This window comes from Streptomyces hirsutus, from assembly GCF_001418415.1.
In the GTDB taxonomy this organism is placed as follows: Bacteria; Actinomycetota; Actinomycetes; order Streptomycetales; family Streptomycetaceae; genus Streptomyces; species Streptomyces hirsutus.
On the sequence record NZ_LIQT01000402.1, the window covers coordinates 1 to 22,082 of the forward strand.

Sequence of the window (22,082 nt, forward strand, 5' to 3'; positions counted from 1 at the left end):
GCCACGAAAAAGGTAACGGGGGGGGTTGAGGCGGACGTCGGTCCGCGGCCGTTCGACGAAGTCGGGGTTGGTGAGGAAGCCGCGGCCGAAGGCGATCAACTCGGCGCCGAGTGCCAGCCGGTTGAGGGCGGCGCGCTCCTTGGTGGTGTCGGTGGGGCCGGCCGCGCGAGGAGTCACCATCGGCGCGGTCGGCCAGAGCCCGCACAGCCGGTCGTCGAGGGCGGCGTCCCGCTGCCCTCGAGGTAATCCCGATGCCGACCATCGAAGAGGTGGTGTGGACGGCGTACTCGGTAAGTGTCGAAGGGCTCAAGGCGAAGGATGCCCAGGAACAGGTTCCCTCTCTTCTGTCGCAGTGCAGGTTCAATCCGCTTACCGACCGTCCGTTGATTCGTGCGCCGGATGGGCGTTTCTCGGCACCAGTGTCGCAGCTGATTAATCGCAAGCTCTCGCCTGGAGGATTGCCTCGGCTTAAGTAAGTGGCATTGGCCTCTCGATTCGATTGTCCGGGCCGTCGGCTCGTCCGGAGGCGGCTCCTGGCTCCGGCGGATTTCCGTCGATGCGGGAGTGTTTCCGGGAGCAGGCCATCATGAGGTGACGAGCCCCGCACGCTGCAGCGGACGGACCATCGCGAATGCACTCGTCAGGTGCCCTGGCAAGCCTGCAAACCACCGTCGGGTGAGTAGTGCCGAGGAACTGTCGGAAATCACCTTACCGGGTTTATTTCGCGAACCGTCTGAGATATCATCTCTAACATGGCGAATGCTAGCCGAGGTAAAGTCGTTCCTGGCGGCGTCGGGCGTCATCGGGCAGCGACTTCGCCATGATCTGGGAAATACTGGTCCTGGGTTTTGTACTCAGTCTGGACAATTTCCGGGTATCGATCGCGCTCGGCACCGTCCCATTCGGCCTGAAGCGCGCGGTGCAGGTCGCGCTGACCTTCGGATTGTGGGACGCGATCATGCCCCTGGTCGGGCTGTTGATCGGTCGCCAGATCGGTGAGTTCGTCGGGGGCGTCGCCGATCTGGTGGGTGCGGCCGCGCTCGGCGGGTACGGTCTCTACCTTGTCATCTCGGCCCTCCGGAACCCCGAGCCGGACGAGCTGGACCACCCGTGGGCGCTGTTCGGCATCCCGTTGACGCTGAGCCTGGACAACCTGGTCGCCGGAGCAAGCCTGGGGGTCCTCGGGCTCTCGCCATGGTTCTCGGCCGCCGTCTTCGGCGTCATGACGGCGGTGATGTCGCTGATCGGACTGCGGCTAGGGCGGGCCGCGGCGCGCTTCATCCGGATCCGCTCGGACCTGCTGAGTGGGGTCACCTTGATCATCGCCGCTGTGGCGCTGCCGTTCGTGTTCGGCGGCTAGGGCCTCTCCGGCGTGATCACGCCGGAGAGGCCCTAGCCCGCTCGCTCACCCCCGGGAGCAGGCCGGTCCGCTCCGCCCGGGTGGCGGGCCGGTCGGCGAACCCGGTGCGGGCGGGGGACCAGCGGAAGGTCGTCGGCCCGCGAGTCGGCGTTGGCGGCCTCGACCGCCCGGGCGACCAGGTCGTGGTCGGGCGACAGGTGGCAGACCGGGTCGGTGCGGGCGGCGTCGCCGGTGAGCAGGAACGCCTGGCAGCGGCACCCTCCGAAGTCCAGCTCCCGCCGGGGACAGCTCCGGCAGGGTTCCGGCATCCAGTCCGTCCCCCGGAACGCGGTCATCACCGGGGACTCGGCCCAGATCCGCTCCAGCGAGTCCTCCCGCACGCTGGCCCGCGGCAACGGCAGGGACTGGGCGGCCGGGCAGGGCAGGACGTCGCCGTTCGGCGTCACGGTCAGCTGCCGGGAGGCCCAGCCACCCATGCAGGGCTTCGGGTAGCGGCTGTAGTAGTCGGGGAGGACGTAGATGACGTCCATGCGGTCCCGCAACCGCTCGCGGGCGGCCCGCACGACGACCTCGGCCGCCTCGAGCTGGGCCCGGCTCGGCAGCAGCGCGTCACGGTTTCGCCAGGCCCAGCCGTAGTACTGGGTGTTGGCCAGCTCCACCCGGTCGGCGCCCACCTCCTCGGCCAGTTCGAGCACGTCGGCGACGCGGTCGATGTTGAGCCGGTGCAGCACCACGTTCATGGTGAGCGGCCAGCCCAGCTCCTTGACCACGCCCATCGCCTCGATCTTGCGTTGGAAGGACGGGGTCCCGGCGATCCGGTCGGACACGGTCGGATCGTCGGACTGGATGCTGATCTGTACATGGTCCAGGCCGGCGGCCCGCAGCTGCTCGGCCCTCGGACGCGAGAGTCCGAGGGCGCTGGTGATGAGGTTGGTGTAGAGGCCCAGGTCGTGGGCGTCCGCCACGAGCTCCACCAGGTCGCGCCGCAGCAGCGGTTCCCCGCCGGACAGGTGGCACTGCAGAACTCCCAGCTCACCGGCCTCGACCAGCACCCGCCGCCACTCGTCGGTGGTCAGCTCGTCCTGGTAGCCGGCCAGGTTCAGCGGGTTGGAGCAGTACGGGCAGGCCAGCGGGCAGCGGTAGGTGAGCTCGGCGAGCAACCCGAACGGGCTATCCATCGGAGAGCTCCACCCAGCGTCGGGCGACGAGCCGGGTCAAGAACTGCCGTACCTCGTCGTCGGGGACGGTCCGGTAGCGCGCGCCCAGCTCGGCCACGATCTCGGCCACGGTGTGCCGCCCGTCGCACAGTTCGAGGATGGCCGCGCCGCTGCCGTTCAGAACCACCACCGTCTCGGGGAGCTGCAGGATCTGACGCTGCCTGGTCCGGCAGAAGGTCAGCCGGACATGGCGCGCCAACCGGGGCCGGCCCGAGCCGGACACCCCGACGCAGGGTCGGGTGATGGTCCCGGTCCGGGGCGTTCCGGTAGGGGTCGGGTCCATGACAGTCACTCCGGGTAGGCCTGGTCGACGGCGTCCATCAGGCTCCACAGGACGTCGCACTTGAACGACAGCGCGTCGACGGCGCGCGCCTGGGACTCGGCGGAGAGGCAGTGCGCGGTGACCACCTCGAGGGCGTGCTCGCAGTCGCGGGGGGCCTGTTCCAGGCGGGCGCGGAAGTAGGCGAGGCCCTCGGGGTCGATCCACGGGTACCACCGCTCGAACGCGGCCAGCCGCGCCGCCATCAGGTCGGGCGCGAACAGTTCGGTGAGCGAGGACGCCACCGCCTCCACCCACGGGCGGGTCCGGGTGAAGGTCACGTAGGCGTCGACGGCGAACCGCACCCCGGGTACCAGGTGCCGGTGGTCCCGGACCTCCTCGCGGGTCAGCCCGGCGGCCTCGCCGAGGCGCAGCCACGCCTCGATACCGCCCTCCCCGGCGGCGGCGCCGTCATGCTCGACGATCCGTCGGATCCAGCGGCGGCGGACCTCGAGGTCGGGGCAGTTGGAGAGGATCGCGGCGTCCTTGCGGGGGATGTTCTCCTGGTAGTAGAAGCGGTTGGCCACCCAGCCCCGGATCTGCCGGCGGCTCAGCCGGCCGGCGTTCATCCGGACGTGGAACGGGTGCTGGTCGTGGTACTGGCGCGAGTGGGCCCGCAACGTCTCGACGAAGCCGTCGGCACCGGTTCTCGTGGTTGTCGTCGTCACGGCTCTACACCTGGACCTCGAGGCCGTCCATGGCCACTTCCATGCCGCTCTCCTCCACGATACGCCGCTCGGGCGCGTCCTCCAGGAGGACCGGGTTGGTGTTGTTCATGTGCACGAAGACCGTCCGCCCCACGCCCAGCGACGGGAGCTGCGCCAGGCTGCCGTCCGGGCCGTCGATGGGCAGGTGGCCCATCTCCCGGGACGTCCTGCCGGCCAGGCCGAGCCGTACGAGCTCGTCGTCGCGCCAGCAGGTCCCGTCGATCAGCAGGCATGCGCAGCCCTTGATCTCCACGCGCAGCGCCGGCGTCAGCGATTGCACCCCCGGCAGGTACACCAGCGTCCCCCCGCTGCGCTCGTCGGTCAGCCGGTAGCCCACGACGCGGCCGTGGTCCACCCCGGACCCGAACCGATCGCGCTTGACGGTGGGCACGTCGAACACCCGGCAGGACAGCCCGTCCGCCAGGGCGAGGTCGGTGCCGGGGCTCACCGCCCGCCACTCGACCGGGCAGTAGCGCTCAAGCGTGCGCAGAATCCCCGAGCCGGTACACAGGGTCTCGCGCACCGCCGGCGTGGCGTACAGCCGCAGGGCGCGGGCCTCGCGCAGCAGAAGCAGGCCCAGCGTGTGGTCCAGCTCGGCGTCGGTGAGCAGCACCGCCTCCAGCGGCGTCGTCCGGTCGTCGTGCGGGTGCAGGCCGGGGAAGGCCTCGATCTGGGTACGGACGTCGGGCGAGGCGTTGACGAGGAACCACCGGCGGCGGTCGGCGCTGACCGCGACCGACGACTGGGTGCGCGCGAGGCCGGGCCGGGAGCGGACCGCGGCGCACACCGGGCAGCCGCAGTTCCACTGCGGGGAGCCGCCCCCCGCCGCCGAGCCCAGCACCCGCAGCAACACCTCGGCACTCCGTTCATCGAAGATCCGGGTCCGTCGTCGGCCCGGCCGTCCGTTACCGTCCCGATTCCTCGGGCGGCGCCGGACCAGGTCCGGCGCCGCCCCACGTCACTCGTCCTCCAACCGAGCGACGTACATGGTCACCTCGGCCGCAACTCCGATCTCGTCGAACTCGGGCGTCTCCCACACAATGAGCTGGGACTCCATCGATTCACCTCCTCACTGTCCGTATTGCGGCAGGCTCCGGTCACGCGCTACGACGATTCCGGGAGGGCGAAGACGAGCAGGGCGCTTCCGTGCCCCGCGCCGAGCATGCCGGGGAGGAACCCCTCGGCCCATCCGCCCCAACCGACCGGCACGGCGATGTACTGCCTGTCGTCGACCATGTAGGTGGTCGGGTTGCTGTGGTGGCCGCTTCCGCACTGGAACTGCCACAGCAGCTCCCCGGTGCGGGCGTCGAGCGCGTTGAACTCCCCGGAGGGTTCACCGGCGAACACCAGGTCACCGCCGGTGGCCAGCACCGAGGCGCACATCGGGAGTTCGTTGCGCCAGCGCCACTTCTCCTCGCCGTCGGCGTCGAACGCGCTGATGGACCCCGCCATGTCCTCGATGTCCACCTGAACGCCCGCGCCCCAGTACGGAATGCTCTCCTTGAACTCCCGGCGCCGCCGGGTGGCCGTGGCGCCGGTGTCCTGGACCGGGACGTAGAAGAGCTCGGTCTTCGGGCTGTAGGCCGCATGGGTCCATTCCTTGGCGCCGGCCGGACCCGGGTAGAAGTGAATCGGTTCTCCCTCCTTGTCCGGGTACACCTTGGCCGTCACCTGGCCGTCCCTCGTGATCGCCCCCCAGGTGATGCGGTCCACGAAGGGGGTGATCCGGACCCTCTCGCCGTTCGTGCGATCGAGGACGAAGAAGTAGCCGTTCTTGTCGAAGTGCCCGAGCAGTTTGCGCCCGTCCTGCTCGAACAGGATGCACTCGGCGATGCTGTCGTAGTCCCACAGGTCGTGCGGGGTGCACTGGTAGTGCCAGCGGATCTGGCCGCTGTCCACGTCGACGGCGATGACGCTGTCGGTGAAGAGGTTGTCGCCCTCGCGGACGCCTCCGTCGAAGTCGGGCGCCGGGTTGCCGGTGCCGACGTACAGCAGGTTCGTCTCCGGGTCGAAGGTGCCGGTGACCCAGCAGTTCGCCCCGCCCCGTGCCCAGGCCTCGCCCTCGGCGGGCCAGGTCTCCGAGCCGGGCTCCCCGGGCTTCGGCACCGTGTAGCAGCGCCACTGGTGCTCGCCGGTCTCGAGGTCGAACGCGTCGAGGTGGCCGCGTACGCCGAACTCGCCGCCGGAACTCCCGACGATGACCATGTTCTTCACGACCAGCGGGGCGACCGTGGCGCTCTCCGCGGCCCGGACGTCTCCGTAGGTCCTGTCCCAGACCCGCTTGCCGGTGGTGGCGTCGAGCGCGAGCAGACGAGCATTCGCCGTGACGAAGAAGACCTTCCCCCGAGCCACGGCGACCCCACGGTTCACGTTCCCGCAGCACAAGGACACGTCGAAGGGGACCGCATGCTTGTACCGCCAGATCTCCACACCCGTCTTCGCGTCAAGGGCCCAGACCCAGCCGTCCCAGCCGGAGAGGAACATGACCCCGTCGACGACGATCGGGGCGGCCTCGAACGAGTAGGTCGACGCGCCCGCGATGAGGCCGGTCGTGCCGGCCTGGAAGATCCATGCGGGGCCGATGCGCTTGACGTTCTCCGTGTTGATCTGGTCCAGCGGGCTGTACCGCTGCCCGTTGTAGGCGCCGTAGTAGGTGAGCCAGTTCCGAGGTTCCTCGCGGGCGTTGAGCAGGCGCTCGTAGTCGACGCCGGCCACTACCGGCGGCGCGAGCTCCCCGCCCGCGACCTTGCCGCTCAGGTTTCCCTGGTCGACGGCCTCACCCGCGTCCACGTATGCGACGGTCATTGCCTGCTCCTTTCTACGGCCGCGGCTGTTCGGGGCGGTCGAGGCGAGCCTCCGGCGGAGCGTCCCCCATGACGACGATGGCTCCGGTCAGCCCCCGGCCCTCGTCGTTGCCCGTGGGCGAGCCGAACCAGTAGTAGCCGGGCCCGTCGAGGTTGAGGGTCGCCCGTCCTCGTGAATGGTTCACCAACCAGATGAACTTCCGGTCGCCATTGCTCGGCAGGAGCGCGCAGTGCGTGTTCAGGTCGTCATTGACGAGCTCGAGCTCGATATCGCCTCCATGGGGCATGACCAGAATGGAGGGATCCCAGGTCAGCTCATCCGGGTTGATGCGAATGGTGGCCTGCATGCGGCCATCCGATCCCTCGGTGGCCTGCCCAATGCTTCCGGTTCCCAGCACTTGACCCAGTGTTGCTTTGTTCTGTGCGGCCAACCCGATCTTGTTCAGCAGGTCGACTCGCTCCTGCGCGGTCGTCATCGGGGCTTCACCCTCCTTGTCCCGAACCTCTGTGTCCACTTCGCATCGGCCGCACTGATGGCGGCACGCCGCAGCCGGTTCCACCTCCGCCCGGAAAATGTTCTCCGAATCGGCCTCGAAATCGCTTCTTTCGTGCCGTCCGCTGTCCGGTGGTAATCGGTGGCCAAAGAGTTCGCCACCTCGGATGAATCACACCGGAAAGGGCGAAGAATCGGTATTCAAGAAGCACGCTACGCTGGGCGAATCACGGCAACAAGGGTGAGCACCGGTTCGGACCGGCTCATGCCGTTCGTCCGCGACCAGCTACCGTTCGTACCGGATGTGCCACCGTTGGGAGGAGCTGGGCCGCACCGCACTGCACCGCGTCGCGCCGGGGCCGGCAGCAGCTCCGGTCAAGCGTCGCCGATCGGCACCGGCTGATCGGTCACGACGCTTCTCCCGACCTCCGACCTCCGACCTCCGGGCTCCGACGGAGGATCAAGCGAGGTCGTACCGATCGAGGTTCATGACCTTGTCCCACGCGGCGACGAAGTCCCGCACGAACTTCTCCCGTGCGTCGTCGCTCGCGTAGACCTCCGCGACGGCACGCAATTCGGAGTTCGAGCCGAAGACGAGGTCGACGCGGCTACCGGTCCACTTGACCTCGCCGGTGGCGCGGTCGCGACCCTCGAAGATGTCCGCGGCCGCGGATGTCGGCTTCCATTCCGTGCCCGTGTCGAGCAGATGCACGAAGAAGTCGTTGGTCAGCGACCCGGGCGCCGAGGTGAAGACGCCCAGCGGCGACTGCCGGTGGTTGGCGCCCAGCACCCGCAGGCCGCCCACGAGGACGGTCATCTCGGGCGCGCTCAGGTTCAGCAGGTTCGCGCGGTCGACCAGCAGGTGCTCCGGCGGCAGCCGGTTGCCCGTGCCGCGGTAGTTGCGGAACCCGTCCGCGGTCGGCTCGAGCGGGGCGAAGGACTCCACATCGGTCCACTCCTGCGTGGCGTCCGTGCGTCCCGGAGCGAAGGGGACCCGGACGTCGTGGCCCGCGGCCCTGGCGGCCTGCTCGACGGCGGCGGCTCCGCCGAGCACGATGAGGTCGGCCAGCGAGATCTTCTTGTCCCCGGTCCGGGAGCTGTCGAGGGACTCCTGAATCCCCTCCAAGGCGCGCAGCACCTGTGCCAGCGTGTCGGGGGCGTTGACCTCCCAGCCCCGCTGCGGATCGAGGCGGATGCGCGCGCCGTTCGCCCCGCCGCGCCTGTCGCTCATGCGGAACGTCGAGGCCGACGCCCACGCGGTCGAGACGAGCTGGGAGACCGACAGCCCGGAGGCGAGGATCCGGCTCTTGAGCGCGGCGATCTCCGCCGCCCCGACGAGCTCGTGGTCCACGGCGGGGACCGGGTCCTGCCAGCGCAGCGTCTCCCGGGGGACCAGCGGTCCGAGATAGCGCTGGATGGGGCCCATGTCGAGGTGCGTCAGCTTGAACCAGGCCCGGGCGAACGCATCCGCGAGCTGGTCCGGGTTCTCCAGGAAGCGCCGCGAGATCGGCTCGTAGACCGGGTCCAACCGCAGCGCGAGGTCCGTCGTCAGAATCGTCGGGGCGTGTGTCGTCGACGGGTCGTGGGCGTCCGGCACGGTACCGGCCCCGCCGCCGTCTCTCGGGATCCACTGCCACAGACCGGCGGGGCTCAGCTCCAGGTCCCACTCGTAGCCGAACAGCGTCTCGAAGAAACTGTTGTCCCATCTCGTCGGGGTGGGTGTCCACGTACCCTCGAGCCCGCTGGAGATGGCGTCCGTGCCCTTTCCGGTGCCGTAGCCGCTCTTCCAGCCCAGGCCCTGCTCCTCGAGGGGGGCGCCCTCGGGTTCGGGGCCGAGGTGGGCGTCCGGGTCGGCCGCGCCGTGGGTCTTGCCGAACGTGTGGCCGCCCGCGATCAGCGCGACGGTCTCCTCGTCGTTCATCCCCATGCGCCGGTGCGTCTCGCGGATGTCCCGGGCCGCGGTGAGCGGGTCCGGGACGGTGTTCGGTCCCTCCGGGTTGACGTAGATGAGGCCCATCTGGGCGGCGGCCAGAGGGCTCTCCAGCTTCCGGACGCCGCCGTGGCGTTCGTCGCCGAGCCAGGCGTGCTCGGGGCCCCAGTACACGTCCTCGTCGGGCTCCCAGACGTCCGCCCGGCCGCCGGCGAAGCCGAAGGTCGTGAAGCCCATCGTCTCCAGGGCGCGGTTGCCCGCGAAGACCATCAGGTCGGCCCAGGAGATCTTGCGGCCGTACTTCTTCTTCACCGGCCAGAGCAGCCGGCGCGCCTTGTCGAGGTTGCGATTGTCCGGCCAGCTGTTCAGCGGCGCGAAACGCTGCATGCCGGCGCCCGCGCCACCGCGGCCGTCGTCGATGCGGTACGTCCCGGCGCAATGCCACACCATCCGGATCATGAGCGGTCCGTAGTGGCCGAAGTCGGCCGGCCACCACTCCTGCGACGTCGTGAGCACCTCGTCGACGTCCCGCGCCAGGGCGTCGAGGTCGAGCGTCCGGAACTCCGCGGCGTAGTCGAAGTCCTCACCCATGGGGTCGGCCATGGCGGGGTGTTTCCGCAGGATCCTCAGATCGAGCCGGTTCGGCCACCAGTCGCGGTTGCTCGCGCCCCCGATCGGGCGACCGCGGTGCCCGGCCGGGGCAGAGAGGCCGAGACCACCCGCGCTCCCCGCGCTCCCCGTGTTCGTCTCGCCGGCCACGGCGTCCGGACTGTCAGACACGGCGATTTCCTTCCGGGAGACTCAGAGGTCCAGCGCGCGGCGCACGGCCGGCGCGTTTCGCCGGGAAACGGGCACCATCTCGTTCGTCCGGTCATCCATGACCAGAGACAGCTTGCCCTTGGGTCCGCGCTCGATCTCCCGGACGCGGCCGAGGTTGACCACATACCGGCGGTGCACCCGCAGGAAGCCGACATCCGCCAGCTCACCGTCGAGCTTGTCCAGGCCCGGAGAAGCGGCTCGCAATCGCCCCTGATCGGTGGAGAGCCACACGTCGTTTCCCTGCGATTCGGCGAAGGAGACTTCCGGCAGCCGCAGCAGCACCATCCGGTTGTCGCGCATCGCGACCAGCCGGCGGGGCTGCGCCCGAGGGGGCGCGGGCCCCTCCGCCCGGGGCAACTGCGCCCCGTCGGAGGCGCCGAACGAGACCAGGTTCCCGATCAGGTGTCCTGACGAGAAGACGGGTCGGATGCTGATCGATGTCGGCTCGTCCGCGAGGTGGGCGAAGATCTGCGTCGAGCCGACCCAGTCGGGGTCGCGGGCCGCCTGCCTGGTCGCATACCGGGCGGCTGCGATCAGTTCCGGCAGTCCGGCGTTCCATCGCAGCGTGGGATCGACCGCCGGGGTCGATGCCGGGACGCCCAGGAGCATGCTTGCCGTGTCGTCGGCTATCACCACCTTGCCCGCGGTGTCCACCGCGGCGAGCGCCGCACCGGAGCGTGTCCTGGCCCGGGTGTAGGCCGCCACCAACTCGGCGCCGCTGTCCCGGGCGCGCCTCTTCAGCGGATGCTGGGTCATGGTGACCGCGTTCGCCAGCCAGCTTTCCGCGGACGCGGGAAGCGGGCTGCGCCAGCAGCAGATGTTCAGGACCGCGATCGGTTCCCTGGTCACCACGTCGCGCACCGCGATGCCCGCGCAGACCCAGTCGTGGAACGCCTGGCACCAGTGCTCCGCGCCCCTGATCGGTACCGGGCCGTGCGCCTCGAGCGCCGTGCCCGTGCCGTTCGTGCCGACCGCACGCTCGGACCAGCAGAACCAGGGCGCCAGATGGGAGTCGCCGGCTCTGGCGAGCGTGGCTTGGTCCCCCCACTCGGCCAGGATCCGGCCCGTGGCATCGGCGACGGTGACGACGCCACCGAGGTTGCCCACTTCGTGTGCCACGGAGGCGGCACGAAAACCCAGCTCGGCGAATACGACATCGTGCTCGGGCGTACGGTCGGGCGCCGCGACGGCCACCGGAGCCTCTGTGAGGTGAGGATCGACCCGGTACTGCTCCCGGCAGCGATGCCAGGAGATCGCCACCAGGGGTCGGACCCCCGGGACCTGATCCTCGCCCTGCACGAACCGTTCCCACGCCGCGAGCACGGTGCCGCCGCCCAGGTTCGCCGAGATGGGCTCGAGCCGATGTGCATCCCTCATGGTTCAGAACCGCCCTTGGTCCATCCCCAACACCCGACGGCGTGCACGGTCCGCGCCGGTCGCCGTCCGTCGCGGCCGGGCCTGCAGCGGACCGGGCACTGCGTCGCGCGTCTTCCTTCTTGCTTGCTCTTCCTTCTTCGTCACTCGGTTCAGGCCGTGTCACAGACCTGCACTCCCGCACCCCACCCTAGGTACCGTTGTCGGGCCGCGCACGTCCCGCTCCGGGCCGCGTGTGCGAAACATCGCTTCCTGGCCGGCCTCGGCCGGCGCACCCACGGGCCGCGAACAAGGCGCGCGGCTCGCAGCGGTCGGCCCACCCGGTGGATCGGTACCCGGAGCCGCGCCGGCCCGAGCCCCGGCTCGGCCAGCCGCCTGATCCGCGCCAGCACGACGGCGTGCCGCAGCGTGCAGTCCCGGTACCCGTCGGCCCGCCGCTCCGGCTCCGGCAGCAGCCCCAGATGGTGGTAGTGCCGCACGGTCCGCGTGGTGACACCGACGGCCGTGGCGAGTTCTCCGATCCGCATGCCCCCAGTAGAGACGTCGACGTCGCGACAGGGGCAAGCGAACACGGACGAGCGAACCCAGCCCGTTCCGCACTCGACCGCACCCATGCGTCCCCCAGCCTGACGAACGACGGGGAGGGACAGCAACGCGAAGGAGAGCGAAGACATGACGGCATACGACCCGATCTCGGAGGAAATCCTGCTGGACTGGTTCGTAGCGTTCGACCCGCCGGAGGGATTCCGGGCAGAACTCGTCGAGGGGGAACTCGTCCTCACCCCACCGCCGGACGGGGAGCACGAGGAGTACCTCTGGCTGATCGTGAAGCAGGTGATGAAAGCCTCGCGGACCGATATGCAGTTCTCCGGGAACAAGGGCCTGAAGCTGAAGAGGGGCGGCGCATGCCCGGAGGACCACGTGATCCCGGACGGCACCTTCGCTCCCACGGCCCTGAGGCTCTACCGGGGCGCCGCCCCCTGGATGCCCTGCGAGGGCGTCGCCATGGTTCTGGAGGTGACGTTCCTCAGGCCCCAGCTGGACCGTGAGACGAAACGCCGCTGCTACGCCCGAGGCGGCATCCCCCTCTACCTCCTCGTCGACTGCGAGGCCTCCTCGATCACACTGTTCAGCGCCCCCGAGCGGGACGACTACCGCGAGGTCTGCACCCGCCCTCTGGGCAAACCCCTGCCCCTCCCCGCACCCTTCGACATCGACCTGGACACCGCCGACTTCCTCTGATCCCCTTGATCCCCTGGGATCGGGAGGGGGTGCGAGGTGACGAACGTACGGGAACAGGCCAGCTGGACCAGGGCGCGGCTCGGGCGCTGCGGGCCGCCGGTCGACCTGCTCACCGCGTGCTTCGACCGGCACGAGTACGCCCCGCACGCCCACGACGAGTTCACGGTCGGTGTCACCGTCGGAGGCCTGGAGGCCATCGCGTACCGCGGTGGGCGCATCGTCTCCGGCCCCGGCACCATCGTCGTCCTCGAACCCGGCGAGATGCACACCGGAGGTCCGGCCGCTTCCAACGGCTATTCCTACCGCGCCCTGTACGCCGCTCCCGCCTTGCTCACCGACGGCATCCACGGCACCGGCCTCCCGCACTTCCGCGAGCCGGTCCTCGAGGACCCCGAGCTGGCCGTCGCCCTGCGCCGCGCGCACACCGAGGTCAGCGCCTGCCCCGACCCCCTGGAGGCGGAGTCCCGGTTGCCCTGGCTGCTCACCGCCCTCGCGCACCGCCACTCCACCGCCCGGGCGGACGCCTGCGCGGTCCCCGGTGCCGGGCACATCGCCCTGGCCGTCCGCGACCGTCTGGCCGACGAACTGCTCGCCCCGCCCTCCCTCGCCTCCCTCGCCACCGACCTGGGCCTGTCCCGCTACCAGCTCCTGCGCGCGTTCCGTACGACGATGGGGATACCGCCGTACGCCTGGCTCGCCCAGTACCGGGTCACCAGGGCCAGGGGTCTGCTGGAGGCCGGGCTGCGCCCCGCCGAAGTGGCCGGGCTCGTGGGCTTCGCCGACCAGGCCCACCTGACCCGCTGGTTCCGCCGCGTCCTCGGGGTGACCCCGGCGGCGTACCGCAACAGCGTTCAAGACGCCGGACGCTGACCCGGCAGAGACTCGCCGCATGACTGCACGCGGCTGGTTCCTGTTCTCCCTGATGGGAGTGGTCTGGGGCATCCCCTATCTGATGATCAAGGTGGCGGTGGAGGAGGTGTCCCCGTCCGGGGTCGTCTTCGCCCGCTGCGCCCTCGGCGCCCTGCTCCTGCTGCCCTTCGCCCTACGGCAAGGAGGTCTCACCGGGACCGTCCGCGCCCACTGGCGCCCCCTGCTCGCCTTCGCGGTCATCGAGATCATCGGCCCCTGGTACACCCTGACCTCCGCGGAACGCCACCTCTCCAGCTCCACCGCCGGCCTGCTGATCGCGGGCGTTCCCATCGTCGGCGTGACGCTCGCCCGGTTCTTCGGCGACACGGAGCGCCTCGGCGCACGCCGCCTCACCGGTCTGGGGCTCGGCCTGGTGGGCGTGGGCGTCCTCACCGTCCCGCACCTGACCGGCGGCAACGCCCGTTCGCTCGCCGAGGTGCTGGTGACGGTCCTGGGCTACGCCATCGCCCCGCTGATCGCCGCCCGCCATCTGAAGCAGGTCCCGTCCCTCCAGCTCACGGCGGTCTGCCTGGCGCTCGCGGCACTGGTCTACGCCCCGGCCGCGGTGATCACACGGCCGGCCGAGCTTCCCTCGGCCGGGGCCCTGATCTCCCTCGCGGCCCTGGGCGCCGTCTGCACGGCGGTCGCGTTCGTCGCCTTCCTGGAACTGATCAAGGAAGCGGGCCCTACCCGGGCGACCGTCATCACGTACGTCAACCCGGCGGTCGCCGTGACGGCCGGGGTGCTCCTCCTCGGCGAGTCCCTGACCGCGACGGTCCTGGCCGCGTTCGCCCTGATCCTCACCGGCTCGGTCCTGGCGACCGCGGCGGCGCCGAAGCCCCGCCCACGCCCGGTACCATGGTCGACACGGCAGACGAGCCGGGCGGACGGCCGCGTGGAGTCCCTTGCGGGACTTCCCGAGGAACGTCCGGGCTCCACAGGGCAGGGTGATGGCTAACGGCCACCCGGGGTGACCCGCGGGACAGTGCCACAGAAAACAGACCGCCCGGCGCTCCGGCGCCGGGTAAGGGTGAAACGGTGGTGTAAGAGACCACCAGCGTTTGAGGTGACTCAGACGGCTAGGTAAACCCCACCCGGAGCAAGGTCAAAAGGAAACACCCCGGTGTTTCTGCGCGGACGTTCGAGGGCTGCCCGCCCGAGTCCGCGGGTAGACCGCACGAGGCCGGCGGCAACGCCGGTCCTAGATGGATGGCCGTCTCCCCGGCCGCCGCGAGGCGACCGGGCGACAGAACCCGGCGTACAGCCCGACTCGTCTGCCGCCTCCTACGGCTCGGCCCGGAAGGATCCGTCCTGAAGGCGGGACTTACGAAGATCCTTGAGACCGGATCCGGCGTGCCCGTGTGCGACCGGCCACAGCCCGTAGAGTGCGGGACGGCACTTCGGATACGGCGTGGGTGTCGGCTCCGCTCCGTTGCCTGGGAGCCGGGGTCGTGCGTGTCACGATGAACGTATGAGTGATGAACGCCGGAGCCTACTCGCAGAGAAGACGCCCTTCCCTGACGATCTCGACGAAAGACTGCGCGCCCAACTCACCTTCCTCGTGGAGGTGGACCAGCTCAAGACCGTCCTCCGTCAGTCGCCTCTCGCCGCAACGGACCGCCGCGAGAACGACGCAGAGCACTCATGGCACCTGGCGATGATGGTGGCGGTTCTCGCCGAACACTCCGACCAGCCCATCGACGTAGGGCACACCATTCAGCTCGTCCTTCTGCACGATCTCGTGGAGATCTACGCCGGCGACACCCCGCTGTACGACAGTGCCGCGGGTATCGACCAGCAGGAGCGGGAAGCCGCCGCGGCCGACGAACTCTTCAACCTGCTTCCGACGGACCAAGCTCAGCGCATGCGGGCTCTCTGGGACGAATTCGAGGAACGCCGCACCCCCGAGGCCGGATTCGCCAAGGCCATGGACCGGCTACAGCCACTGCTTCTCAACTGGATGGCACGCGGTGGCACGTGGCGCACCCCGGGCGTCACCGCCGACGATGTCCGAGCCCGCAAGGCAGTGATCGGGGACGCGTCCTCCTCGCTGTGGGAGGCCGGGCGACGCCTCATCGACGAGGGCGAGACGCGCGGCTGGTCGAGGAGCGCGGAACCCAAGGCGTGACGTGTGAGCATGACGGCGGCGAACTTTCGTGCATGCGCGACGGCCGGCCGCCCTGACAGGCGGTCGGCCGTCCGGCGGGTCCGGGGTGTCGGCCTCACCGGTCTCCTGGCGTCGGGCGGCATCCGGCGCTGAGGCACCTTCCCGTGCCGCACCGGAGGGGAAGGCCCCGCCGTCACTTCATCTCCGGTCCGAACCGACGCATGTACGCCGACGGAGTGATGCCCGCCTCACGGCGCATCAGTATGCGCAGATTGGCGGCGGTGCCCAGCCCGCTGAGCCGTGCGACCCTCTCGAAGCGGGACTCACCCTGCTCGATCAACCGGCATGCCAGGGCAAGCCGTTCCCCCGTGAGCCACGTCCACGGCGTCGTTCCCAGCTGTGCCCGGAAGCGGCGATGCAGCGTCGCCGGACTGACCGCCGCGCGCGTCGCCAGGGCAGAGACCGTGAGCGGTGAGTCCAGCCGTTCCTGGGCCCAGGCCAGGACAGGCGCCAGGGACTCGTCGGGCAGGTCGGGCATGGGACGCTCCACGAACTGCCGCTGCCCGCCGTCCCGGTGCGCCGCGAAGACCAGTCGCCGGCTCACGGAGTTGGCGACCTCCGCGCCGTGGTCGCGGCGGACCACATGCAGCCCGAGATCGAGCGCGGCCGCGCTCCCCGCAGCGGTGAGGATGTCACCGTCGTCCACGAACAGCACGTCCGACTGGAGGCGGACGGAAGGGAAGCGGGCCCGGAAGGAATCCGCCCACTGCCAGTGCGCGGTGGCCCGGCGCCCGTCGAGCACTCCGGCCTCGGCCAGGGTGAAGGCGCCGCTGCAGAAGCCGACCAGACGTGCGCCGCGCGCGTGCGCCCGTCGGACGGCATCGAGCACGGCGGGACGGCGGGGCACCTCGACGTCGGGGCGGTTGGGGACGATCAAGGTGTCCGCCGTGTCGGCCGCCGCCAGATCGGAGACTCCCGTGAGCGTGAAGAATCCGTCCCGCATCAGGGTGCGGGGCTCGGGGGAGCAGAGCCTGAAGTCGTAGAGGGCACGGCCGATCTCCGGTCTGCGCAGACCGAAGACCTCGGTCGCGCAGCCGAGCTCGAAGGGGTTCGAGTTCTCGTCGACGATCACGACGACGCGGTGTACGTCCGCCGAGCGCAGTGCGTGCGAGGATTCTTTCGCCATGCGCGATTCCTAGCACTCACGTCGGCCGTGCGGAACGGCTCAGGATGAGCCCATGAGTAACGAACCCATCCCCCTCAGCAAGGCTCTGGCCTCCTTCGATGCTCTGTGGAGCCCTCGCATCGTCACGCGCGTCAACGACTATGACGTCCGCATCGCCAAGGTCGAGGGCGAACATGTCTGGCACGTCCACGACGACACCGACGAGTTCTTCCTCGTACTCGATGGAGAACTGCACATCTCCTTGCGCGAGACCGATGGGGAGCGCACGGTCCGGCTCCCGCAGGGAGCGGTCTTCACCGTCCCCCGAGGCACGGAGCACAAGCCGTACGCTCCGGCCGGCGCCGCGATCCTGATGTTCGAGCCCGCCGGGACGCCGACCGTGGGCGATCGTCACGACGAGGTCCCGGACCATGTGGAGGTAACGACCGGGCACCCGCTCAACACCTGAGTGGGGCGACGGAGGCGGCGCCGGAGTCGGTCGGGTCCGCCTCCTTCCACGCGGGTTGTGGCAGGGAACGGCACCGTCGGCGTCGTCGAGCAGGAGCTTCTTCGCCGAGTTCACGCCGACAGTGCCGTCGCCGAGGGCGGCTTCGCCGGTCCTCGTCGTCGGGGACGCCGTCACCTTCCGGGCGGCCGGCGACGGAGTGGTGGAACTGCGCATCAACGACGACGAAGGCTGCCTCCACGACAACGAGGGCGAGCTGACCGTGTCCGTGGAGGTCACCCCCGGCCCGTGACGGGGTCCCGCCGGCCGCTCCCGCCCGTCAGCCCCGTGCCCTGGGAGCGGTCACCCGAAGGGAGTGCGGGTCACGGCGCGGCCCGAACGACGAGGAACGCCTCGAACGGGGCTCGTCGACGGTTCCCCGGTCGGGCCGCGGTGGTGGAGCCCGATGCCGAGTCACCTGCGTACCGGGACGGCCACGGGCACACGGCCCCTGTGGCCGGGTGGTCCCGCGTGCCGCGACCTCACGGCAGCACGTTCGAACAGCTCTCGGAGTACCGCCGCTTCCAGCCCCGGGTGACCGGCTGAAGCCTTCCGTGTTCGTCCGACCACAGACCGTAGAGTGCGAGGCGGCAGGGGGGCCGGGGGAGGACCGCGACGAGAGTGTGGGGATACGAGAGCGCCGATGAAGCCGCTGGACACCAATGCGGACCCGCGTGTGGTGGGGCCGTTCGAACTGCTCGCCCGGCTCGGCGCGGGCGGCATGGGCGTCGCCTATCTGGCGCGCGAGATCCCGTTGGACGGTCTCTCCGACGAGATGGTCGCGGCCTACCGGCTGGTCGAACCCGACCATGATCACGGCCGTGGCGAGGCGGCCGATCCGTCGCGGCTCGTCGTGGTGAAGATGATCCAGCCGAACCTGCTGGACCAGTCGCAGGCCCGCGAGCGGTTCGCGCGGGAGATCGACGCCGTCCGCGCGGTGGCCAGCGACCGGGTTCCGGCGCTGCGCGCGGCGGACCCGGAGGCGGGTGAGCCGTGGTTCGCCATGGACTACATCGCCGGACCGTCGCTGCAGACCATGGTGACGGAGTCCGGCCCCCTTCCCGTCGGGCCGTGCGCGGCGCTCGGGCTGGCCCTCGTGGACGCGTTGGCCGCCATCCACGGTACGAGGCTGCTGCACCGCGACCTCAAGCCGAGCAACGTCGTGCTGGGCCCGGACGGGCCGGTGGTGCTGGACTTCGGCCTGGCGGTCGTGGTCGAGCGCCAGTCCAGTCAGGCGCTCACCCGGACCGGCGACCGCCTGGGCACGCGCCCCTACATGCCCGTCGAGCAGTTGCGGGACTCCAAGCACGTCGGGGCGCCCGCCGACGTGTACGCCTTCGGCGCCACCCTCTTCTTCGCGCTGACGGGCCGGGCGCCGTATCCCTACATGCCGTTGATGGTGCCCCCGATGTGGGAAGGCGTCGATCCGGCCTTTCTGCCGCTGCTGGGGCGGGTGATCGTCGCCGAACCGCTCCGGCGTCCGGATCTCGCTGGTTTGCGGGAGGGCCTCTCCGCCCTGCTCACCGATGCCGGTCTGACCCTGGAACAGGCGGCGGCGCAGCTCCGGGAGCGGGTCGCCGCCGTCGGCCTGACGCCGGTACTGCCGCCCGAAGCGCTCGTCGGCCGCGCCGACCCTGTCGTACGGGAGCTGGCGCAGAAGGCGGTCGACGAGGGCGAGGCGCCGGACGCGCCCTGGGCGGAGGGCGACCCGGGCTTCTACGGCATTGTGACCGCGGAGGAGATCGAGTGGGCCGGAGGGTGGGCGGACAGCCACAGCGGCCACCCGCTCACGCTCCTGGACGACGGCACGGCACCGACCATCCCGCTGCCCGCCTCCGAGCACCGGTCGAACGCCGGACCCGCCGTCGGCCACCCCTTCCTGCCCTCGCCGACCGGGAAGGCCCCGACGGCCCGGTGACCCGGTGAGCCCGGCAGAGCCGGAGGGGACACCGCCCCGGGTCTCTCATCGACCTCATCAAGGACACCGACCGCACTGGCCCCGCCGACGGCGTACGGTGTCGACGAGTAGCCCCAGCACACGGGTCACACGGGCGATGTGCGCGTGGGACGTCCGCGGGCGGCCGTCCAGGGTGACTCGCCGATGGCGGGTGAACACCGCGAAGGAAGGCTGGCGGGCAGGCGGCCGGTCAGGGCAGGGGGGTGCGGTGCAGGTTGATGAGCAGACGCCAGACCCGCTGCGCGATCTCGGTGGGTGTGGCCTCGATGAAGCCGTGCAGCCAGTCGGCGAGAACTCCGGCGAAGGTCGCGGCCACGGCCGAGGCGACCAGGTCCGGCTCCGGAGCACCGGCCAGGGAGCGCTCGGTGTGGCTACGGGCGCGCAGATCCTGGTGGAGTACATGGCCGAGAGGGCCGCTGCCGCCCGGGCGCAGCAGTTCCCGGTAGAGCCCGGCGTGCGGGGCGAGACGGTCGAAGAAGGCGAACAGGGCGGGCGGAGGGGTCTCGGGGTCGGGTGTGCCGCGCCATGCGTGCAGGGCGTCCACGGCTTCGCGGACGATATCGGCGCACACGTCGACGGCGAGCGCCTCCAGGTCGGCGTAGTGGAGGTAGAAGGTGGCGCGGCCGACTCCCGCCCGGCGCACCAGGGCGGCGACGCTGACCTCCGCCAACGGGTGGTGGGCGCACTCCTCGAGCAGTGCCCGGCCCAGCTTGGCCCGCGTCCGTGTCGTGCGGGGATCCGCTTGTCCGGCGGTCACCGGGCAAGCAGAACGGCGGTGAGGGCCAGGGCCCCGGGTGCTGCCTGGGCCATGAGGATCTGTCGGTTGGTGGTGAGTCCGCCGTACAGCCCGGCGATGAGCACGCAGATGAGGAAGAAGACCTGGACCCGGAACCCGGTCGGATCATCTGCGATCAGCGCCCAGATCAGCCCGGCGGCCAGGAACCCGTTGTAGAGGCCCTGGTTCGCGGCGAGCGGGGCAGTGGCGCGGGCCATGGCCGCATCAAAGCCGGAGAGTTTGCGGCCCGGCCTCCTCTCCCACAGGAACATCTCCAGAACCAGGAAATATGCGTGCAGCGCGGCCACCAGCCCCACCAGCACGTTCGCAGTCGTCTCCACCGGGTACCCCCATCCTCAGACATCATAGACAAGTGNNCACTTGTCTATGATGTCTGAGTGGGGCGACAGCCGTCGCCGCATCCGCGTCCGCTGCATCGTGTCCACCGCAAGATGGAAATGCGGGTCGTCTGCATGGAGTTCGCCCGATGCCTGCGCGCAGTCGGCCGGGGGCCCGGTGACACCGGCCCTCCGGGCGACGCCTGAAGCTGATCGGGTATCCCGCGCACGTGAGAGCCCCGCCGGCCTGAAGGGGCCGGCGGGGCTCTCACAGCTGTGCGTGTGTCAGACGCTCCGCTCCGGCAAGGCCGACGATCCGACGAACCCCGTCCACGCGTCACGCGACACCGTGAGGACGGGCCCGGCGGTGGTTTTGGAGTCCCGGACGTGCACCGCGGCCGTGGCAGCCGCGACCTCTACGCAGTCGCCGCCCTCGGTTCCGCTGTAGCTGCTCTTGAACCAGGCGAGGCCGCAGGAGACGGTCGAGGACTCGGCGTTGTTCATAGCGATCCCAGCACCGTTCCTAGTCAGTGAGCAGGAGTGAGTCCTGGACCCATTCCCGCTCACTGCGGACGCCCCGAACGGTGCTGGGTGTCCTGGTCGCCCGCGTTCGCTCCGCGTCCGGCGGCACGGATCGGGTCCGTGCTCCGGGAACGCGGCGGCGGGGTCCCTCACGCCCGGGGGCATCCGGTCCGGCCTGGACGGTCCGATGCCCGCATCCATCACTCTGGTGGGTGCGGGGCGGTGCCGTCCGACGCCGGACCGGATACCCCTGGGCGCGTCGTGCGATCGCCACGGCGGCTGCGTCGTGGCGGGTGGTCTTGCGGGTGGTGCTGGTCAGCGGCTTCTGCCAGTGCTGGGCGCCCCACTTCGAGGTGTAGGCCGGGTCCACGGCGATGACGGTGAGGCCCATCGCGTCGGCCATCGAGACGAGGCGGGCGCGGAGCCGGCCGGTGGGCAGGCCGGAGACCAGCCGCCTAAACCGCTTCCTGCGGCCGTGTTTCTCGCGGGTCTTCTCCGCGGTGAAGTCCAGGTCCTCCACGGCGATCGCCCGCACCCCGCAGGTGCGGGCCCAGTGCAGGAGCCGGGTCAGGGCATGGCGGACCTGGGCGTCCCGGTGCTCGGCGGGTCCGGTCAGGTCGTAGGAGAAGCGGCGCGGGCTGCCGGTCGGGTTGCCGTGCACGTCCAGGCGCCAGGCGGCCAGGTGGTCGGCGTTGGTGTCGACCCCGATCACGCCGTCGGCCAGCGCCGCCGCCAGGGGAATCGTGCGCGTGATGGGTTTCTGCCAGGAGGCGGTCACATACCAGCGGCCCCGGGCCGGGTCGTGGTGGATGCGGTAGGCGATCGCCCGGTTCGCCGCCACCCGGTCGGCCCACTCCGGCCCCCGGTGCGCGAATGCCACCCGGCCGGTGAGCACGTACCGGCCGTGCGGGGCATTTGCCCACTGCTTGAGCGGGGCGGGGAGTCTGATGCTGACCTCACCGTCCGGGCTGACGCGGATCGTCTCGTTCCCGAACCGTTTCCCCGACTCCCCGTCCGCCTGCAGAAACCAGCGTGCGGCTTGCCAGCGTTCGCGCCACTGGGTCTCGGTGAGCCGTGCGGCGGGCAGATGGTGCCGCATCCGGGCCAGGCGTTTGCCGCCGCGCACCACGTGTACGGTTCCGGCCTGCCAGGCGGCGCGTTCCCGTGCCAGCCGGTCCTCCAGCACCTGCAGGCGGCGGGCCTTGGCATGCCACTCCCGCCGACTGCGATACCCGCCCGGCGCCCTCTTCGAACCCTTCGCGCCGAGCGGCAGTGCCAGCCGGTGCCGCAGGGTGTGGACCCCCGCCTGAAGGTTCTGGAGGTGGGCGAGCGCGCCGCGGCGGGCCAGCGCCCACTGCTCATGCGTCGCCCTGGTGATCGCACCCGCCCAGCGGGCCGACGACAACGGCGTCAGCTCCCGCTTGCGCGCGGCCCACGTCTTCGCGTCGTGCCCGAGGCCGTCGTGGCAGCGCGTCTTCAGGTCACGACAGGCCAGCGTGCCCAGATGTGCGCCCACCCGCCGCAGCACCTCCTCATCGG

Annotated in this window: 22 protein-coding genes, 1 other RNA gene and 3 pseudogenes; 10 read left to right on the plus strand and 16 right to left on the minus strand. The window is 70.6% G+C overall.

All coding sequences use genetic code 11. The annotated features are described in order from the left end of the window. Positions 1-180: pseudogene (locus AOK11_RS27950) on the minus strand (hypothetical protein); the annotation flags it as partial. A gap of 71 nt (positions 181-251) precedes the next feature. On the opposite strand from AOK11_RS27950, the gene AOK11_RS43030 reads away from it, so the two are divergent. Together AOK11_RS43030 and AOK11_RS27955 are read left to right on the plus strand one after the other, a co-directional pair. Next, positions 252-476 (plus strand): hypothetical protein, encoded by a 225-nt coding sequence (locus AOK11_RS43030; RefSeq protein ID WP_157869461.1) that lies wholly within the window; start codon positions 252-254, stop codon positions 474-476. A gap of 344 nt (positions 477-820) precedes the next feature. Next, complete coding sequence (locus AOK11_RS27955; RefSeq protein WP_055596498.1) at positions 821-1,360, plus strand: manganese efflux pump MntP; 540 nt, start codon at positions 821-823, stop codon at positions 1,358-1,360. Positions 1,361-1,392: 32 nt separating this feature from the next. Here AOK11_RS27955 and pqqE read toward each other — a convergent pair whose 3' ends face one another. From pqqE to AOK11_RS46270, 10 genes and pseudogenes are all read right to left on the minus strand, one after another. Continuing rightward, entirely contained in the window at positions 1,393-2,538 is a 1,146-nt protein-coding gene (gene pqqE, locus AOK11_RS27960) for a pyrroloquinoline quinone biosynthesis protein PqqE (RefSeq protein ID WP_055596499.1), read from the minus strand. Continuing rightward, entirely contained in the window at positions 2,531-2,860 is a 330-nt protein-coding gene (gene pqqD, locus AOK11_RS27965; protein WP_055596500.1) for a pyrroloquinoline quinone biosynthesis peptide chaperone PqqD, read from the minus strand. The genes pqqE and pqqD overlap by 8 nt, the downstream gene beginning before the upstream one ends. Positions 2,861-2,865: 5 nt before the next feature. After that, positions 2,866-3,564 carry a pyrroloquinoline-quinone synthase PqqC gene (gene pqqC / locus AOK11_RS27970; RefSeq protein ID WP_055596501.1) on the minus strand — a complete coding sequence of 233 codons (699 nt, stop codon included), beginning with the start codon at positions 3,562-3,564 and terminating at the stop codon, positions 2,866-2,868. 4 nt (positions 3,565-3,568) lie between these two features. Then, positions 3,569-4,456 (minus strand): pyrroloquinoline quinone biosynthesis protein PqqB, encoded by an 888-nt coding sequence (pqqB, locus tag AOK11_RS27975; RefSeq protein WP_055596502.1) that lies wholly within the window; start codon positions 4,454-4,456, stop codon positions 3,569-3,571. 105 nt (positions 4,457-4,561) lie between these two features. Beyond that, entirely contained in the window at positions 4,562-4,660 is a 99-nt protein-coding gene (gene pqqA, locus AOK11_RS27980; RefSeq protein ID WP_055596503.1) for a pyrroloquinoline quinone precursor peptide PqqA, read from the minus strand. Positions 4,661-4,707: 47 nt separating this feature from the next. Beyond that, a complete protein-coding gene (locus AOK11_RS27985) occupies positions 4,708-6,408 on the minus strand; it encodes a PQQ-dependent dehydrogenase, methanol/ethanol family (RefSeq protein WP_055596504.1) in 1,701 nt (566 codons plus the stop codon). Positions 6,409-6,421: 13 nt separating this feature from the next. Further along, positions 6,422-6,883 (minus strand): MSMEG_3727 family PQQ-associated protein, encoded by a 462-nt coding sequence (locus AOK11_RS27990; protein ID WP_055596505.1) that lies wholly within the window; start codon positions 6,881-6,883, stop codon positions 6,422-6,424. 477 nt (positions 6,884-7,360) lie between these two features. Beyond that, positions 7,361-9,505, minus strand: coding sequence for a catalase/peroxidase HPI (gene katG / locus AOK11_RS27995; RefSeq protein WP_055596517.1), 2,145 nt, complete (start codon positions 9,503-9,505; stop codon positions 7,361-7,363). Positions 9,506-9,631: 126 nt separating this feature from the next. Beyond that, positions 9,632-11,026, minus strand: a complete 1,395-nt coding sequence (locus tag AOK11_RS28000; protein WP_079035134.1) for a DNA-binding protein — start codon at positions 11,024-11,026, stop codon at positions 9,632-9,634. Between the two features lie 332 nt (positions 11,027-11,358). Then, positions 11,359-11,550: pseudogene (locus AOK11_RS46270) on the minus strand (MerR family transcriptional regulator); the annotation flags it as partial. A 145-nt stretch (positions 11,551-11,695) separates the two neighbouring features. Between AOK11_RS46270 and AOK11_RS28010 the strand changes: the two are divergent. The 5 genes and pseudogenes from AOK11_RS28010 to AOK11_RS28025 all read left to right on the plus strand — a co-directional run bounded on the left by AOK11_RS28010 (position 11,696) and on the right by AOK11_RS28025 (position 15,302). Next, positions 11,696-12,265, plus strand: a complete 570-nt coding sequence (locus AOK11_RS28010; RefSeq protein WP_055596507.1) for a Uma2 family endonuclease — start codon at positions 11,696-11,698, stop codon at positions 12,263-12,265. Positions 12,266-12,301: 36 nt separating this feature from the next. After that, a complete protein-coding gene (locus tag AOK11_RS28015) occupies positions 12,302-13,135 on the plus strand; it encodes an AraC family transcriptional regulator (protein WP_055596508.1) in 834 nt (277 codons plus the stop codon). Between the two features lie 19 nt (positions 13,136-13,154). Next, positions 13,155-13,982: pseudogene (locus tag AOK11_RS46865) on the plus strand (DMT family transporter); the annotation flags it as partial. Positions 13,983-14,049: 67 nt separating this feature from the next. Continuing rightward, an RNA gene (rnpB, locus tag AOK11_RS28065) (RNase P RNA component class A) lies at positions 14,050-14,451 on the plus strand. A gap of 194 nt (positions 14,452-14,645) precedes the next feature. Then, positions 14,646-15,302: an HD domain-containing protein gene (locus AOK11_RS28025; RefSeq protein ID WP_055596510.1), complete on the plus strand. Its 657-nt coding sequence runs from the start codon at positions 14,646-14,648 to the stop codon at positions 15,300-15,302. 172 nt (positions 15,303-15,474) lie between these two features. On the opposite strand, the gene AOK11_RS28030 is transcribed toward AOK11_RS28025, so the two are convergent. Then, positions 15,475-16,467, minus strand: a complete 993-nt coding sequence (locus tag AOK11_RS28030; protein ID WP_055596511.1) for a helix-turn-helix domain-containing protein — start codon at positions 16,465-16,467, stop codon at positions 15,475-15,477. 52 nt (positions 16,468-16,519) lie between these two features. Here AOK11_RS28030 and AOK11_RS28035 point away from each other — a divergent pair, with 52 nt between their 5' ends. The 3 genes from AOK11_RS28035 to AOK11_RS28040 all read left to right on the plus strand — a co-directional run bounded on the left by AOK11_RS28035 (position 16,520) and on the right by AOK11_RS28040 (position 18,869). Further along, positions 16,520-16,915 (plus strand): cupin domain-containing protein, encoded by a 396-nt coding sequence (locus AOK11_RS28035; protein ID WP_055596512.1) that lies wholly within the window; start codon positions 16,520-16,522, stop codon positions 16,913-16,915. A 55-nt stretch (positions 16,916-16,970) separates the two neighbouring features. Then, positions 16,971-17,204: a hypothetical protein gene (locus tag AOK11_RS43035; protein ID WP_157869462.1), complete on the plus strand. Its 234-nt coding sequence runs from the start codon at positions 16,971-16,973 to the stop codon at positions 17,202-17,204. A 390-nt stretch (positions 17,205-17,594) separates the two neighbouring features. After that, the gene (locus tag AOK11_RS28040) at positions 17,595-18,869 is read left to right on the plus strand and encodes a serine/threonine-protein kinase (protein WP_055596513.1); all 1,275 of its coding nucleotides are present in this window, start codon (positions 17,595-17,597) and stop codon (positions 18,867-18,869) included. A gap of 229 nt (positions 18,870-19,098) precedes the next feature. Here the strand turns inward: AOK11_RS28040 and AOK11_RS28045 are convergent, their stop codons facing one another. The 4 genes from AOK11_RS28045 to AOK11_RS28060 form a co-directional block, all read right to left on the minus strand. After that, positions 19,099-19,665 carry a TetR/AcrR family transcriptional regulator gene (locus tag AOK11_RS28045; protein ID WP_055596514.1) on the minus strand — a complete coding sequence of 189 codons (567 nt, stop codon included), beginning with the start codon at positions 19,663-19,665 and terminating at the stop codon, positions 19,099-19,101. Beyond that, a complete protein-coding gene (locus tag AOK11_RS28050; protein ID WP_055596515.1) occupies positions 19,662-20,024 on the minus strand; it encodes a DUF1304 domain-containing protein in 363 nt (120 codons plus the stop codon). Before AOK11_RS28050 ends, AOK11_RS28045 begins: the two co-directional genes overlap by 4 nt. Positions 20,025-20,306: 282 nt before the next feature. After that, positions 20,307-20,525 (minus strand): DUF397 domain-containing protein, encoded by a 219-nt coding sequence (locus AOK11_RS28055; protein WP_055596516.1) that lies wholly within the window; start codon positions 20,523-20,525, stop codon positions 20,307-20,309. A gap of 19 nt (positions 20,526-20,544) precedes the next feature. Next, the coding region (locus AOK11_RS28060; protein ID WP_055596519.1) for an IS200/IS605 family element transposase accessory protein TnpB at positions 20,545-22,082 on the minus strand (1,538 nt) is incomplete at its 5' end.

Bases quoted from the DNA above. Each gene is read 5' to 3' on its own strand.
- pqqE (WP_055596499.1), bottom strand. From the start codon at position 2,538: ATGGATAGCCCGTTCGGGTTGCTCGCCGAGCTCACCTACCGCTGCCCG.
- AOK11_RS43030 (WP_157869461.1), top strand. From the start codon at position 252: ATGCCGACCATCGAAGAGGTGGTGTGGACGGCGTACTCGGTAAGTGTC.
- AOK11_RS27955 (WP_055596498.1), top strand. From the start codon at position 821: ATGATCTGGGAAATACTGGTCCTGGGTTTTGTACTCAGTCTGGACAAT.
- pqqA (WP_055596503.1), bottom strand. From the start codon at position 4,660: ATGGAGTCCCAGCTCATTGTGTGGGAGACGCCCGAGTTCGACGAGATC.
- AOK11_RS28035 (WP_055596512.1), top strand. From the start codon at position 16,520: ATGAGTAACGAACCCATCCCCCTCAGCAAGGCTCTGGCCTCCTTCGAT.
- AOK11_RS28030 (WP_055596511.1), bottom strand. From the start codon at position 16,467: ATGGCGAAAGAATCCTCGCACGCACTGCGCTCGGCGGACGTACACCGC.
- AOK11_RS28000 (WP_079035134.1), bottom strand. From the start codon at position 11,026: ATGAGGGATGCACATCGGCTCGAGCCCATCTCGGCGAACCTGGGCGGC.
- AOK11_RS28010 (WP_055596507.1), top strand. From the start codon at position 11,696: ATGACGGCATACGACCCGATCTCGGAGGAAATCCTGCTGGACTGGTTC.
- AOK11_RS28025 (WP_055596510.1), top strand. From the start codon at position 14,646: ATGAGTGATGAACGCCGGAGCCTACTCGCAGAGAAGACGCCCTTCCCT.
- pqqD (WP_055596500.1), bottom strand. From the start codon at position 2,860: ATGGACCCGACCCCTACCGGAACGCCCCGGACCGGGACCATCACCCGA.
- AOK11_RS27990 (WP_055596505.1), bottom strand. From the start codon at position 6,883: ATGACGACCGCGCAGGAGCGAGTCGACCTGCTGAACAAGATCGGGTTG.
- AOK11_RS27985 (WP_055596504.1), bottom strand. From the start codon at position 6,408: ATGACCGTCGCATACGTGGACGCGGGTGAGGCCGTCGACCAGGGAAAC.
- AOK11_RS28040 (WP_055596513.1), top strand. From the start codon at position 17,595: ATGAAGCCGCTGGACACCAATGCGGACCCGCGTGTGGTGGGGCCGTTC.
- AOK11_RS28055 (WP_055596516.1), bottom strand. From the start codon at position 20,525: ATGAACAACGCCGAGTCCTCGACCGTCTCCTGCGGCCTCGCCTGGTTC.